This is a genomic window from Enorma phocaeensis, assembly GCF_016901575.1.
GTDB lineage: Bacteria > Actinomycetota > Coriobacteriia > Coriobacteriales > Coriobacteriaceae > Limicola > Limicola phocaeensis_A.
Window position 1 is genome coordinate 22,569 of record NZ_JACJKQ010000007.1, and the last position, 12,677, is coordinate 35,245.

13 protein-coding genes and 1 other RNA gene are annotated in these 12,677 nt (G+C 66.5%); 5 read left to right on the top strand and 9 right to left on the bottom strand.

The features are described 5' to 3' along the window. Positions 1 to 196: 196 nt before the first annotated feature. Together H6A15_RS05695 and H6A15_RS05700 are read left to right on the top strand one after the other, a co-directional pair. On the top strand, positions 197 to 1,582 hold the full coding sequence (locus H6A15_RS05695; protein WP_204672788.1) for a chloride channel protein: 1,386 nt from the start codon (positions 197 to 199) through the stop codon (positions 1,580 to 1,582). Next, a complete protein-coding gene (locus H6A15_RS05700) occupies positions 1,579 to 2,550 on the top strand; it encodes a diacylglycerol/lipid kinase family protein (RefSeq protein ID WP_204672789.1) in 972 nt (323 codons plus the stop codon). Before H6A15_RS05695 ends, H6A15_RS05700 begins: the two co-directional genes overlap by 4 nt. Here H6A15_RS05700 and H6A15_RS05705 read toward each other — a convergent pair. From H6A15_RS05705 to H6A15_RS05720, 4 genes are all read right to left on the bottom strand, one after another. Further along, positions 2,547 to 3,143, bottom strand: coding sequence for a xanthine phosphoribosyltransferase (locus tag H6A15_RS05705; protein ID WP_204672790.1), 597 nt, complete (start codon positions 3,141 to 3,143; stop codon positions 2,547 to 2,549). The two genes, H6A15_RS05700 and H6A15_RS05705, sit on opposite strands and share 4 nt — an antisense overlap. A 180-nt stretch (positions 3,144 to 3,323) precedes the next feature. Further along, on the bottom strand, positions 3,324 to 4,388 hold the full coding sequence (locus tag H6A15_RS05710; RefSeq protein WP_204672791.1) for a serine aminopeptidase domain-containing protein: 1,065 nt from the start codon (positions 4,386 to 4,388) through the stop codon (positions 3,324 to 3,326). A gap of 23 nt (positions 4,389 to 4,411) precedes the next feature. Further along, positions 4,412 to 5,158, bottom strand: a complete 747-nt coding sequence (locus H6A15_RS05715) for a helix-turn-helix domain-containing protein (protein ID WP_204672792.1) — start codon at positions 5,156 to 5,158, stop codon at positions 4,412 to 4,414. Between the two features lie 294 nt (positions 5,159 to 5,452). After that, complete coding sequence (locus H6A15_RS05720; RefSeq protein WP_204672793.1) at positions 5,453 to 6,733, bottom strand: O-acetylhomoserine aminocarboxypropyltransferase/cysteine synthase family protein; 1,281 nt, start codon at positions 6,731 to 6,733, stop codon at positions 5,453 to 5,455. Positions 6,734 to 7,056: 323 nt separating this feature from the next. Here H6A15_RS05720 and H6A15_RS05725 point away from each other — a divergent pair, with 323 nt between their 5' ends. Further along, positions 7,057 to 7,506: a C-GCAxxG-C-C family protein gene (locus tag H6A15_RS05725; protein WP_204672794.1), complete on the top strand. Its 450-nt coding sequence runs from the start codon at positions 7,057 to 7,059 to the stop codon at positions 7,504 to 7,506. A gap of 36 nt (positions 7,507 to 7,542) precedes the next feature. Here H6A15_RS05725 and H6A15_RS05730 read toward each other — a convergent pair whose 3' ends face one another. The 3 genes from H6A15_RS05730 to H6A15_RS05740 all read right to left on the bottom strand — a co-directional run bounded on the left by H6A15_RS05730 (position 7,543) and on the right by H6A15_RS05740 (position 10,135). After that, entirely contained in the window at positions 7,543 to 8,178 is a 636-nt protein-coding gene (locus H6A15_RS05730; RefSeq protein WP_204672823.1) for an IMPACT family protein, read from the bottom strand. Positions 8,179 to 8,329: 151 nt separating this feature from the next. Further along, the gene (locus H6A15_RS05735) at positions 8,330 to 8,953 is read right to left on the bottom strand and encodes a DUF47 domain-containing protein (protein ID WP_204672795.1); all 624 of its coding nucleotides are present in this window, start codon (positions 8,951 to 8,953) and stop codon (positions 8,330 to 8,332) included. A gap of 102 nt (positions 8,954 to 9,055) precedes the next feature. Then, entirely contained in the window at positions 9,056 to 10,135 is a 1,080-nt protein-coding gene (locus H6A15_RS05740) for an anion permease (protein WP_428840695.1), read from the bottom strand. Positions 10,136 to 10,502: 367 nt separating this feature from the next. Between H6A15_RS05740 and rnpB the strand changes: the two genes are divergently transcribed. Together rnpB and H6A15_RS05750 are read left to right on the top strand one after the other, a co-directional pair. Beyond that, positions 10,503 to 10,863, top strand: an RNA gene (rnpB, locus tag H6A15_RS05745) — RNase P RNA component class A. 79 nt (positions 10,864 to 10,942) lie between these two features. Further along, positions 10,943 to 11,470, top strand: coding sequence for a nitroreductase family protein (locus H6A15_RS05750; protein ID WP_204672796.1), 528 nt, complete (start codon positions 10,943 to 10,945; stop codon positions 11,468 to 11,470). A gap of 192 nt (positions 11,471 to 11,662) precedes the next feature. Here H6A15_RS05750 and H6A15_RS05755 read toward each other — a convergent pair whose 3' ends face one another. Beyond that, positions 11,663 to 12,325, bottom strand: coding sequence for a DivIVA domain-containing protein (locus H6A15_RS05755; RefSeq protein ID WP_204672797.1), 663 nt, complete (start codon positions 12,323 to 12,325; stop codon positions 11,663 to 11,665). 60 nt (positions 12,326 to 12,385) lie between these two features. Beyond that, on the bottom strand, positions 12,386 to 12,658 hold the full coding sequence (locus H6A15_RS05760; protein ID WP_342635822.1) for a YggT family protein: 273 nt from the start codon (positions 12,656 to 12,658) through the stop codon (positions 12,386 to 12,388). Between the last annotated feature and the right edge of the window lie 19 nt (positions 12,659 to 12,677).

The window sequence follows — 12,677 nt, forward strand, 5'->3', positions numbered from 1 at the left end:
CTTCCCTGGGCGCGGGAGGTGGCCGCGCCGCACCTAAAAGTATTCTCGTCTCAGTATAATGCGTGCCCGGCGACCTGCCTTCGAGGAACGGCCGCGCCCGGGCCGGTGCCGTATAATGGCCCCGGATAGAGCGGGCCGCGCGGCGGCCCGCATGCGCCCGCGCGCAGGCCCGGGCGCCCGACGTCGAAGGAGTCCCATGTCCACGCCCCCGCACAACACGCCGACCTCGAGCCATCACGGCCATGGCATCGTGGGCCTCGTGAGCCACGAGCTCATCCGCACCGAGCGCGCGCTCGCCGCCGACACCCGCCGCGACCTGGGAAACATGCGCGCCACCCTGCGCACCCTCGCGCTCACCATGCTGGTCGCCGTCCTCATGGGAGGCGCCGCGTGGGCGTTTCTCGCGGCGCTCGACCTGGTGACCGCGGCGCGCGAGCAAAACCTCGCGCTCTTTGCCCTGCTGCCCGTCGTGAGCGTCGCCACGGCATGGGTCTACCGCAACCATGGCCTGCGCGCCGCGCGCGGCAACAACCTCGTCATCGACAGCTCGCTTGAGGGGACGCCCATCCATGCCCGCATGGCGGTCCTCACCTTCATCTGCTCGGTCGCCACCCACCTCGCAGGCGGCTCGGCGGGACGCGAGGGCACGGCGGTGCAGATCGGCGGCACGATCGCGAGCAACGTCGCGGGCGTCTTCAAGCTGCGCGACCGCGACCGCCAGGACCTGATGCTCGGGGGCATCTCGGCCGCGTTCGGCGGCGTCTTCGGCACGCCGCTCGCGGGCGCCTTCTTCGGCATGGAGATGTGCACCGTCGGCAAACTCAACTATCGCGCGGCGCTCTACTGCCTCGCCGCCTCGTTCATCGGCGACGCCGTGGCACGCGCGCTCGGGGTGTCCCATGGCGCCCACGCCATCGAGTCGGTTCCGGCCATGCAGGCGGGCACGCTCGCCGCGGTGGTCGCGGCAGCGGTGGCGTTTGGCCTGGTGGCACGCCTGTTCTCGCTTTCCATCCGCACCGTGAAGCGCTTCTACTCGCAGCGGTTCCAAAACTACCTCGTCGCCGCCCTCGTCGGGTCGCTCGTGCTGCTCGGCGTCTACGCGGCGGGCGGGCTCTTCCGCTATGGAGGCCTCGCCGAATGGCTCACCGAAGCGGGCTTCAGAGGTGAGACCACCTGGCTCGACGCCCTCATCAAACTCGTCATGACCGCGCTAACGCTGGGCGCCGGCTTCCAGGGCGGCGAGGTGACCCCGCTGTTTGATATCGGCGCCTCCCTCGGCGGATGGATCGGCACGCTCTCGGGCCTCGGCCCCAGCTTCATGGCGGCCCTTGGCATGGTGGGCGTCTTTGGAGCCGCCCTCAACGTGCCCGTGACCACCATCATGCTTTCCATCGACATGTTTGGAGGCGACGCCGCCGCCTACATGGTGATCGTCGCCTTCGTGAGCTACCTGGTGGCGGGACACCGCGGCGTCTATCCCGCGCAGCGCATCGTCACCCCGAAGCGGCGCTCGCTCGACGCCGACCAAGACCTCACCGTCGACGAGGCGATACAGCGCCATGCCACCGAGGAGCACGCATGAAGACGGACCGTGCCGCGCTGGGACGCGCGCTGATCATCGCCAACCCCGCAGCACATTCCGGCGAGGCGGGTGCCGCCGCCGAGCGCCTGCAGCGCTTCTTGGACTGCTCCGGCGCCTGCGCGGCGGGGTCAAGACTCGTCTATACCGAGCGGCCCCGCCACGCCACGGAGCTCGCCCGCGCCTCCGCAGGCTTCGATACGGTGCTCGCCCTCGGCGGCGACGGCGTGGTCAACGAAGTCGCCTCGGGCCTCATGGACCTGCCCAGGCAGGGCCGCCCCCGCCTGGGCGTGGTGCCGGTTGGGTCTGGCAACGACTACGCCCGCACCCTGGGCATTCCGCACGGCGGCAAGCTCGACGCCGGCTGGCTGCTCTCCTGCACGCCGGAACCCGTGGACGTGGGCCGCATCGAGCTGCTCGACGATGGCGGTCAGGGCGGCGCGCCCCGCTACTTTGTCGAGACCTTCTCGGTGGGACTCGACGCGGCGATCGCCCTGGGCACCCAGGAGCTGCGCGAATCCACGCCCTTGACGGGCACGGCGCTCTATCTGGCAAGCAGCCTTTCGGTTCTCGGCATGCGCTACCGCCGCTATCCCGCGCGCGTCTCCATGGACGGCGCCGAGCCCGAGGCGCGCGACCTGCTGCTCATGGCCGTGCAGCTGGGGCCCACCTATGGCTCGGGCTTTCGCATCTGCCCGGAGGCGGACCCCGCCGACGGGCTGTTCGACACCTGCTATGCGGCGGGACGCATTCCCCGCGCCGCCGCGGTGCCGGTGTTTCTGCGCGCCAAGGGCGGCCACCACACCGGGTCGCGCCTGGTCACGATGGGCCGCGCGCGGCGCGTCGAGTTCTGGTTTGACGGCGACGACTACCCCATCCAGGCAGACGGGGAGCTCGTGCGCTCGAGCCACGTGGCGGTCGAGGTGGTCCCGGGCGCCCTCACGGTGCTGCGGCCGCGCGCGGCGTCTTAGGCCTCGGCGGAATCGTCGATAAAGGCGAGCTCGCCCGTCTCGCCGTCCATCGCGGAGATTCGCGCCAGGGATTCCACCCGAATGCCGCGAGCCCTCAGCGCGTCGCCTCCGCCCTGGAAGGCCTTCTCGATGGCGATGCCGATGCCCTCGACCGTGGCGCCCGCCATGTCGCAGAGCCGCATAAGTCCCTCAAGCGCGCAGCCGTTGGCCAGAAAGTCGTCGATGATGAGGACGTGGTCGTCAGGCGACAGGAAGCGGCTGCCCACGATGACGGGGTACTCGCGCTGCTTGGTGAATGAGTAGATGGTGGTCGCATATTGGTCGCCGTCGAGGTTGATGGAAGGCGCCTTTTTGGCAAACACCACGGGGACGCCGCCAAAGTGCCGGGCTGCGACGCACGCGATTCCGATGCCCGACGCCTCGATGGTGAGAATCTTGGTTATCGGGACGCCCGCGAAGCGACGTGCCCACTCCTCGCCCATGGCGTCGAACAGCTCGACGTCACATTGATGGTTGAGAAACGCATCCACCTTGAGCACGCCGCCCGGTTTGACGACGCCATCGGTTCGGATACGGTCTTCCAACAGCTTCATGGCGCTCCCCTTCGCCCGCGTTTGCAATTGGTAGCAGGATACCATGTCGGGCCTGCCCCGTTGCCGTTAGGGACGGCCCGTGAAGCTTTTGGGCGCCAAACGCCCCCGTCGGGCGCGCCCCGTCGGCGCGTCCCGTGGCAGCCGCCGCGACCGCCTCCGGTCCCCGACCGGTCCGCCGAATCACGCGGCGGGGCGGCCGCCCTCCCGCGGCGCGTCGGGAGCGGCGCAGCCATGGCGGGCAAGCCAATCCAGGATGTCCGCGCAGACCCGGTCGCGGCCCGGCTCGTTGAGAATCTCGTGACGCATATGGGGATAGATGATCTGCTCGACGTCGGAAAACCCGCAGGAGCGATACTGCTCGACCGCCCGCCCGACGCCCCGGCCACGATCGCCGACCGGGTCCTCGACGCCCGAGATGAAAAGAAGCGGCAGCTCGCGCGGGGTATTCGCCAGAAGGTCGCAGCGCTGGGCATCGCCCGCCAGAGCGGACACCGCCGCATAGCCGCCGACCGTGAAGAGCTGTCCGCACCACGGATCGTCGAGATAGGCCTGGACCACCGCCCGGTCGGTCGAGATCCAGTCGACGCGGGTCTTTGCATGGGGGATCGCGCGGGCGTAGGCCCCGACGCCCATCGAGTCGACGAAGGCGCTGCGGAAGCGCTCGCCCCGAACGGCGGCGACAAGACGGGTGAGCAGGCGCCCCGCGTCGGTGAGCAGGCGCGGCTGCTGGCCGGTGCCGCAGATGATGACGCCATCGAGGTCTTCGGGATGGCGCGCGAGGTACACGCGTGCCATGAAGCTCCCCAGGGAGTGGCCGAAGAGGATGTATGGGATGTGTCCGCGTCCGGCGGCGTCGGACGAGACGGGCGCGGCCGCCTCAGGCAAGCCGCGGAGCACCGACCCGGGCGAGGCGTCCCGACCGGCGTCGAGCCGCTCCAGGACGCGCCCTCGAAGCGTTCGCAGGTCGGAGATGAGCATGTCGGCCCCGCCATGGATGGGAATGTGGCCCAGGTCGTCCTCGCTCCGGGCGGTGGCGCCGTGGCCGATGTGGTCGTTCGCGCACACGGCGAACCCCGCGTCGACGAGGATGCCCGCAAACGCCTCGTATCGGCCGATGTGCTCCGCCATGCCATGCGCGATCTGGACCACGCCCCGGAGCTGCGCCGAGGCGCCTGGCGCCCACAGCCGTGCCCGCACGGTCGAAACCCCGTCCGCGCTGGGATAGCTCAGCTCCTCAACCTGCATGAATATCCTCCCTACCATCCTCCCTAACGCATGAGCGCCGCAATCGCCGCGACGTCGAGCGCCGCGACGGGCACCATGAACGCAGCGAAGGTGCTGAGGTCGAGCGCTCCGTCCATGAGTCCGGAGACAAACACGTACCAGACGATCCCCGACGCGATGCCAAGCACCGTCTCGTGGCGCTTGACGAAGCGCACCCACGCCGGTCTGCCCGCGAGCCTGTCGGGATGACGCTCTCCATAATAATAGGCGACGAGCTCGTCGGTCGTCCTCAGCCCGTTGCGTCGGGCGATGAACGCGGCGCGCGCCATCACCCCGACGCACGCCCCCAACGTTCCCACAGAGAGGGCGAGCTGCAGCGAGGCGAGCGGGAATCCGACGGCCGCCCACGCATGCACCGCAAGCGCCGACAGGGCGATGAGGAGCCACCACACCCAAAAGAGTACCGCGAGCTCGCGGCGGTCCGGCGAGGTGCGGGCATTCGGCCGCGCGATGCCCTGGAGCAGCGTATCGGCAGGGACGTCGAAGGCGACGGAGAGGTATGCAAGGTCCTCCGCGCTTGGCTGGGTGCGCCCGCGTTCCCACGAGGAGATCGTCGGACGGCTCACGAGGCAGGCGCAGGCAAGCTCCTCCTGACTCATGCCGGCGGCCTCGCGATGCTCACGAATGCGCCTGCCGATTTCTACGGCAGTCGGCTGAGGGGCGCCCTGCGGGCCATCGGATGCCGGCGCCCCCGCGCGGCAGCTCGGCCTTTCCCTGTGATGCGCCGTCATGCCCATTGGCCCTCCCCGTATCGATGCGAACCTCATCCCGACTATACCGTGGAGGGGCACGCCCCATGCAGCCAAGGCTGTAAAAGGTTGTATCACCGCAGCTAGGGGCCCTTGCCATTCCCGTCGACGGCAAATGTGAAAAAGACCGAGCTTCGAGGGGGCCCACCTTCGCCGAAGCTCGGTAATACTACGAAATCGGCCTCGATTTCGTAAAAAGACCGAGCTTCGGCGAACGGCGAGCCGTGCAGCTCAGAATGCGACAGGGGCCTGTCGGCCAAACCTTGCCGGCCGGCGCTACACCGTCTCGAGCGCCTGGGCGACGTCGGCGATGAGGTCGTCGGTGTCCTCGATGCCGCATGAGAGGCGCACCATATCGGGCGCGATGCCGGCGGCGGCAAGCTCCTCGTCGGTCATCTGGCGATGGGTCGCATTTGCCGGATGCAGCACGCAGGTGCGGGCGTCGGCGACGTGCGTGGCGATCTGGGCCACATGCAGGTTCTTCATGAACTGCTCCGCGGCGGCGCGACCGCCCTCGAAGCCGAAGCTCACCACGCCGCAGGTGCCGTTGGGCATGTACTTCTGGGCGAGCTCGTACCACGGGTCGTCGGGCAGGCCAGGGTACTTCACAAAGCGGACCTTCGGATGGTCGTGGAGGAACTCCGCCATGGCCTTGCCGTTCTTCACATGCTGGGGCATGCGGACATGCAGGCTCTCGAGGCCCATGTTGAGCAGGAAGGCGTTTTGCGGAGACTGGATGGAGCCCAGGTCGCGCATGAGCTGCGAGGTCGCCTTGGTGATGAAGGCGCCGCCCTGGCCGAACTTCTCCGTGTAGACGACGCCGTGGTAGGTCTCGTCGGGCGTGGTGAGCCCGGGGAACTTGTCGGCATGGGCGTCCCAGTCAAAGTTGCCTGAGTCCACGATGGCGCCGCCCACGGCCGCGCCGTGGCCATCCATATACTTGGTGGTGGAGTGCGTCACGATGTCGGCGCCCCACTCGATGGGGCGGCACATGACAGGCGTGGGGAACGTGTTGTCCACGATGAGCGGCACGCCGTGCGCATGGGCGGCGGCGGCAAAGCGCTCGATGTCGAGCACGTCGAGCGCGGGGTTGGCGATGGTCTCGCCGAAGACGGCCTTCGTGTTGGGACGAAACGCCGCCTCGAGCTCCTCGTCGGTGCAGTCGGGCGCCACGAAGGTGCTCTCGATGCCCATGCGGCGCATGGTGTGAGCGATCAGGTTGAAGGATCCGCCATAGATGGCCGAGCTCGCCACGATGTGGTCGCCGGCGCCGGCGATGTTGAAGAGCGCGAAGAAGTTGGCCGCCTGGCCAGAGCTCGTGAGCATGCCCGCGGAGCCGCCCTCGAGCTCGCAGATCTTCGCCGCCACCGCGTCGTTGGTGGGGTTCTGGAGACGCGTGTAGAAATACCCGGCCTCCTCGAGGTCGAAGAGCTTGCCCATGTGCTCGCTCGTATCGTACTTCCACGTGGTGGACTGATAGATCGGCACCTGGCGCGGCTCGCCGTCGCCCGGGCGATAGCCGCCCTGGACACAGGTCGTTCCGATATGCTCTGCCATTCGTTCACTCCTTTGCGCAAGAGGGATTGCATGAGATGCCGGCGCGAACCGGCCCAACGGTAAAGATTAGCCGGTTGCCGTCCTCGCCGACGCTTCAGGAAGCATTCTTAACACAGATGCCACCGACGCGCCTGGAAGGACGCCGGCTTGCAGGCTGCGCAAGAGAGCGAAGGCAAAGGGGCGGCGTGCAGGCGCCGGGCGGAGGAGGCGGCGGGACGGCGTGCGAGCAGAGGGCTGCGAGCAGAGGACGGCAACCCGCCAAAATGTGCCACAATAGACCGACGACACATCGCGCCCGGAGCGCATCGAAGGATAGGAGTCCCATGGCCGCAGCAACCCTTACCGAGCAGACCCCTCAGCTGGTCGAGCAGGCGCTCGCCCTGAGGTCCGAGCATGGATACAACTGCGCGCAAGCCGTCGGCTGCGCGCTCGCCCCCCTGGTGGGCGTCGACGCCGACGCCGTCTACCGCCTCTCCGAGGGATTCGGCAGCGGCATGGGCGGAACCACCGAGACCTGCGGCGCCATCTCGGGAGCCGTCATGGTGCTGAGCCAGCTCGCGAGCGCCGGCACCGCCGAGCCCGGCACCACGAAGGGCAAGACCTATAAGCTGGTGCGCCGGCTCGTGGACGACTTCCGCGCACAGAACACGACCACCATCTGCCGCGAACTCAAGGGCGTCGGCAGCGAGACGGGCGTCTTGCGCACCTGCCCGGGATGCATCGAAGACGCCGTGCGCATCTCGTGCGAGATCATCGACGCCTATCGCGCCTAGGCAGGGCACGCCTCTTGCGCAGGGCGCGCCTTGTGGCTAAAACTCGGCGAAGCGCGCCTTGCCCGCCTCGGCGACCTTGCGTCCGGCAAACCGCTCGGTCAGCTCAGCCAGAAAGGGCGCCTCGTCCCCCTCTTTAAAGACCACGTTCATCCTGACGAGGTCGGTGAACTCGCTCGCGGCAACCTTGCCGCCCGAATGCTCGACCAGGTGAAGCACCTGCTCGTAGGCGGGATAGGCGACCTCGACGTCCACCGGCACCACCGAGGTCATCTCGACGAGCATGCCCTGCTCGCGCGCGGCCTCGACCGCCGCCTGGGCAGCCGCGGTGTAGGCGCGCACCAACCCGCCGGGGCCCAGAAGCGTCCCGCCGAAATACCGCGTGGTCACGCAGCACACGTCACGCAGCCCCGCGCCGCGCAGCACCTCGAGCGTGGGCATGCCGCTCGTGCGCTGCGGCTCCCCGTCATCGCTCGCACGCTCGCGACCGTCGCTTAAGATCCACGCCGGCACGTTGTGCCGCGCATCGTAGTGGCGGCCGCGCACCTCGGCGATATGGGAGGCCGCCTCCTCCTCGGACGCGACATGCACGAGCTGCGCGATGAAGCGGCTCTTCCGATCGACAAACTCCGCGGTGGACTCCACGCCCTCGCGCATCGTGATATAGCTCTCCATGGCACGCTCCTCGCCCGTCTGTGCCCGCAGCATGGCCTTGGCGCCTGCAGCCGCCCGCGGCGCCGCCGCGGGCCCGGCGCCTCTAAAGCAGATGGCGACACCCACCCGGATGTCGCCATCAATCATAATCGAATGTCGCGCTCGGAGCCGTTTAGCTGTTCTTCATCACGATGCTGTCGACCGTGTCTGCCACGCTCTCGCAGCAATCGACGCAGTACTCCAAGAAGGTGTAGACCTCGCGCCACGCCAGGATCTCGAGCGGGTCGGTCGAGGTGGTGTGCAGGTTGCGCATGGCCTTGATGAAGACGTGGTCGGCCTCCTCCTCGATGCTGTTGAGGGCGACGACGTGGTCGTAGAGGGTCTTGGAGCGCTTGAAGTGCGCCATCTCGCCCAGAAGCTCGCGCATCTCCTCGCAGCTGCGGACGATCATGTCGACCATCTCGTGCGCATCGGGGCGCATGGACTGGATGTTGTCGAAGTACATGCGGTGCAGCACGCCCTCGATGCGGTCCGTCACGTCGTCGAGGTGCTGGCTCAGAAGCGCGATGTCCTCGCGCTCGATGGGCGTGACGAAGGCGGTGATGAGCGCGTCGCGAATCTCGTGCTTCTTCTCGTCGGCGGCCTGCTCGATGTCATGCATCGCCTCGAGCGCCTCGACGATGCGCTTTGGGTCGAAGTCCTCCGTCACCTTGGCAAGCAGCTTTGCCGCCTGGCACGAAAGGTCCGCGCACGCGCAGAAGGATTCGAAGTAGAACGCGTCATTCTTCCTGGCCATGTGATATCCCCCTTGGTTGGAGCGTGATCGATCGCGGGATGCCGCCGCGAGGTCCACCCCGCAGCGGGCCGGCCGTGGGGCCGCCCGAAGAATCCGGAGTGGTTAGAACCACATCATGAAGAGCTTTGCCATGACAAAGCTGATGAGGCCGCAGCCTGGGAAGGTGAACACCCAGGTGAGCAACATGTCGCGCACGACGCTGAAGTTGATCGCCGAGATGCGCTTCACGGCGCCCACGCCCATGATGGCGCTCGTCTTGGTGTGCGTGGTGGAGACCGGGATGCCGAAGACGGTGGAGAGCAGGATGCAGAAGGCGCCGGCGAGGTCTGCCGAGAAGCCCTGGTAGCGCTCGAGCTTCACCATGTCCATGCCCACGGACTTGATGATCTTCTCGCCGCCGACGCTCGTGCCGACACCCATGACGGTGCTGCACAGCAGCATGAGCCACACCGGGATGATCGCCCCCGACACGTCGGGCTGGCCGTTGCAGAAGGCCACGCCCAGAAGCAGCACGCCGATGAACTTCTGGCCGTCCTGGGCGCCATGCATGAAGCTCATGGCGGCGGCGGCAAAGATCTGCGCGCCCTTGAAGAAGCTGTTGGCCCGACGCCGGTCGATGCCGGCGCAGAGTATCGTGAGCAGCTTGCTGATGCCCCAGCCGATCGCAAAGCCCAGGATGAGGCTGAGCACGAGGCCGTAGAGGACCTTCACCCACTCGTCCATGTTGACGCCGTCGATGCCGCCCTGGATGGCGATGGCGGCGCCGGTGAGGCCGGCGATGAGGCTGTGGCTCTCGCTGGTGGGTATGCCGAATATCGAGGCGCCCACGCTGTAGACGACGATCGAGAACAGCGCCGCGCACAGGGCGACCAGAGCCATGTTGGTGTCGGCGCCGAAGTCGACCATGTTTGAGATGGTCGATGCCACCGATGCGTTGATGTGCGTCATGATGAGCACGCCCAAGAAGTTGAAGATGGCGCTCATGATGATGGCGGGTCGCACATTCATGCAACGCGTCGAGATACACGTCGCGATCGCATTAGGGGCGTCCGTCCAACCGTTGACGAAGATGACCCCGAGCGTAAGCAAGACCGAGATGGCGAGGATAGGATTGGAGACGATCTCCTGCAAGAACAATCCCAACGACACGTCCAAGGCGTTCCACTCCCCCAGTAGACTCATTCTGGACCCCGACACGCCGGGAACAGGCGCCGTCGGCGGGACGGGCAGCCCGCAGGGACGGCCGAGGCGCAATGTAAAGAGAAAGTTAGCTGTTTACGTGGGTAAACCTGCTCGATTGCGCGCCAATAGGTTAACACTTTACTTTTCTCTAGCCAACAGCTTACACGTATGATTGTATGTAAGGATTTTGTAAGCTCACCCCTGATGTTCAGCTGACAAAGCATATCACGGAGCGCGCCCGGCGCAAGAGGCTGCGCGCACAAGTTGCCCGGCATGCCGTCACGAAGGCGGTGCGTTCTGTGAACGGAGGAGCCTCGGGCGCCCTCGTGCTCCCCTTCGGCCTCCCCCATGCTACAATGGCTCCCGCAAAGCGGGCCAGGCGGTCGCGCGGCGACGCCTCGGCGCCGCCGTGAGGAAAGTCCGGGCTCCACAGGGCAGGATGCTGGCTAACGGCCAGGCGGGGCGACCCGACGGAAAGTGCCGCAGAAAAGAAGACTCCCACCTGCGTCTCAGGCGTAAAGGGAAAAGCTGAAACGGTGGTGTAAGAGACCACCAGCGTCGTGGCAACACGGCGGCTTGGTAAACCCCATCCGGAGCAAGCGCGAATAGGGGCGCCATGGGCCGGCCCGGCCCGCGCCCGGGTAGCGTGCGAAGAGCCGCGCAGCGATGCGTGCGCCAAGATAAATGACCGTCCGCGACAGAACCCGGCTTACAGGCCCGCTTTGCACCTCACTTGGAACATGCTCTTCACGCGGGCATTGAGGGTATAAGATTGCCGACATATCAGCCTCAACCGATGGGAGACCCATGTCGTTTGCAGAACTCACCCGTGCCCGCTATTCCTGCCGCTCCTATGAGGACCGCGCCGTCGAGCCCGAGAAGCTCGCCGCGATCGTCGAGGCGGGGCGCATCGCCCCCTCCGCCCACAACAATCATCCGACGCGCCTCATCGTGTGCGATACGCCCGAGGCGCGCGCAAAGGCAGCCAAAGCCGCCCACAACTTCGCCAAGGACGGCAGCGTCTTTGGCGCGCCCGTGGTGCTGCTCGCCTGCGCCAAGACGAACGACGCGTGGGTGCGTCGCCAGGACCAGATGAACTCCTCGCTCATCGACACCACCATCGTGGTCGACCAGATGGTGATGCAGGCGGTGGATCTTGGACTCCAGACTTGCTGGGTATGCATGTTTGACCCCGCAGTCGCCCGTGAGGAGTTCGGCCTCGCCGACGACGTCCTCCCCGTGTCCATGCTCACCCTCGGTTACGCCGCAGACAGCATTGCCGAGCCCGACAAGCGCGAGGCCCGTTGCATCACCCGCGAGGAGTTCGTACTCTAAACAATGAGCATCCTTTATGCCAAAGAGTCCTCCATAGTCTTCAGTGCCGAAAAACAAGTCTTCGACACTGGAGACCGAGGAACCGGCCTATAAGCCGAACAATCATATTTCGTCCGGTTCAACACATGGCAAAAGCGCCGCCCCGGAAGGAGCGGCGCTTTTTGTGCAGGCTCGTTGTCGATGGGCTCGAGCCTAGTCCAGGTCGTCCATGCCGAAGTTGTCGAGCGGCGCGAACGGGTCGGCGACCGGCGCGGGAGCCGGCGCCACGGGCATGGGCTCGGGCTCGGGGGCAGCGACCGGGGCCGGTGCGGCAGCGGCGGAGCCCACCGGGGTGGAAGCCATGAGCTCAGGCGGGAACGAGTTCTGGGCATCGTCCATGAAATGCTGGATGAGCTTGATGTACTCGGCCTTGAACTCCTCGCGGGAAGCCTTCAGGCGGTCGATCTCCTTGATCTCCTCCTGCTTCTCCTGCAGGGCCTGACGGATGACGTCGCGCGCCTTGGCGTCGGCCTCGTTGGCGATGCGCTCGGCGTTCTGCTGGGCGTCGTTGATGATGGCCTCGGCGGTCTGCTGGGCGGAGATGAGCGCGGCAGAGATCTGGCGCTCGGAAGCGGAGATGCTGGGCTGCACGGGCGCAGGAGCCGCGGCGGCCGGGCGCGAAGAGAGCTGGGCCTGGGCGTCGGCGAGCTGCTGCTCAGTGGCGGTCAGGCGGTTCTTGAGGTCCACGATCTTGGAGAGCATCGCGTCGACCTCAGCGGAAACATGCTCCAGGAAGACATCGACCTCGGCCGGGTCATAGCCACGCTTGGCCTCGGAGAAGGTCTGCGCCTGAATGTCTGCAGGTGTGATAGCCATGTCTGGTACTCCTTTTCGTCGCGTGAGCGAGCCGATCCATGCACGGCCGCCCTGCGTTTCCTAAATGATTATACCTATTACGAATCGCGCTATCAGATTGAGCGCAAGAATCGCAATAACCGGCGAGAAGTCGATTCCGCCCATAGGCGGGATGAATCGGCGGAAAAGCCCCAAGAAAGGCTCGCAGATGGACTGGAGCACCATGGCGATGTCGTATGCCAGCCCGCCCTCACGCAAGGGGAACCAGCGCATGATGATATAGACCAGCACCAACATCTCGTAGAAGTTGACGAGCGTGCTGATGAGCTGGGCGATCGAGTATGCGGTAATGATGAGAGACTCCCTGTGATCT

Coding starts and splice junctions, on each gene's coding strand:
- H6A15_RS05695 (WP_204672788.1), top strand. CDS start 197: ATGTCCACGCCCCCGCACAACACGCCGACCTCGAGCCATCACGGCCAT.
- H6A15_RS05700 (WP_204672789.1), top strand. CDS start 1,579: ATGAAGACGGACCGTGCCGCGCTGGGACGCGCGCTGATCATCGCCAAC.
- H6A15_RS05705 (WP_204672790.1), bottom strand. CDS start 3,143: ATGAAGCTGTTGGAAGACCGTATCCGAACCGATGGCGTCGTCAAACCG.
- H6A15_RS05710 (WP_204672791.1), bottom strand. CDS start 4,388: ATGCAGGTTGAGGAGCTGAGCTATCCCAGCGCGGACGGGGTTTCGACC.
- H6A15_RS05715 (WP_204672792.1), bottom strand. CDS start 5,158: ATGACGGCGCATCACAGGGAAAGGCCGAGCTGCCGCGCGGGGGCGCCG.
- H6A15_RS05720 (WP_204672793.1), bottom strand. CDS start 6,733: ATGGCAGAGCATATCGGAACGACCTGTGTCCAGGGCGGCTATCGCCCG.
- H6A15_RS05725 (WP_204672794.1), top strand. CDS start 7,057: ATGGCCGCAGCAACCCTTACCGAGCAGACCCCTCAGCTGGTCGAGCAG.
- H6A15_RS05730 (WP_204672823.1), bottom strand. CDS start 8,178: ATGGAGAGCTATATCACGATGCGCGAGGGCGTGGAGTCCACCGCGGAG.
- H6A15_RS05735 (WP_204672795.1), bottom strand. CDS start 8,953: ATGGCCAGGAAGAATGACGCGTTCTACTTCGAATCCTTCTGCGCGTGC.
- H6A15_RS05740 (WP_428840695.1), bottom strand. CDS start 10,135: ATGAGTCTACTGGGGGAGTGGAACGCCTTGGACGTGTCGTTGGGATTG.
- H6A15_RS05750 (WP_204672796.1), top strand. CDS start 10,943: ATGTCGTTTGCAGAACTCACCCGTGCCCGCTATTCCTGCCGCTCCTAT.
- H6A15_RS05755 (WP_204672797.1), bottom strand. CDS start 12,325: ATGGCTATCACACCTGCAGACATTCAGGCGCAGACCTTCTCCGAGGCC.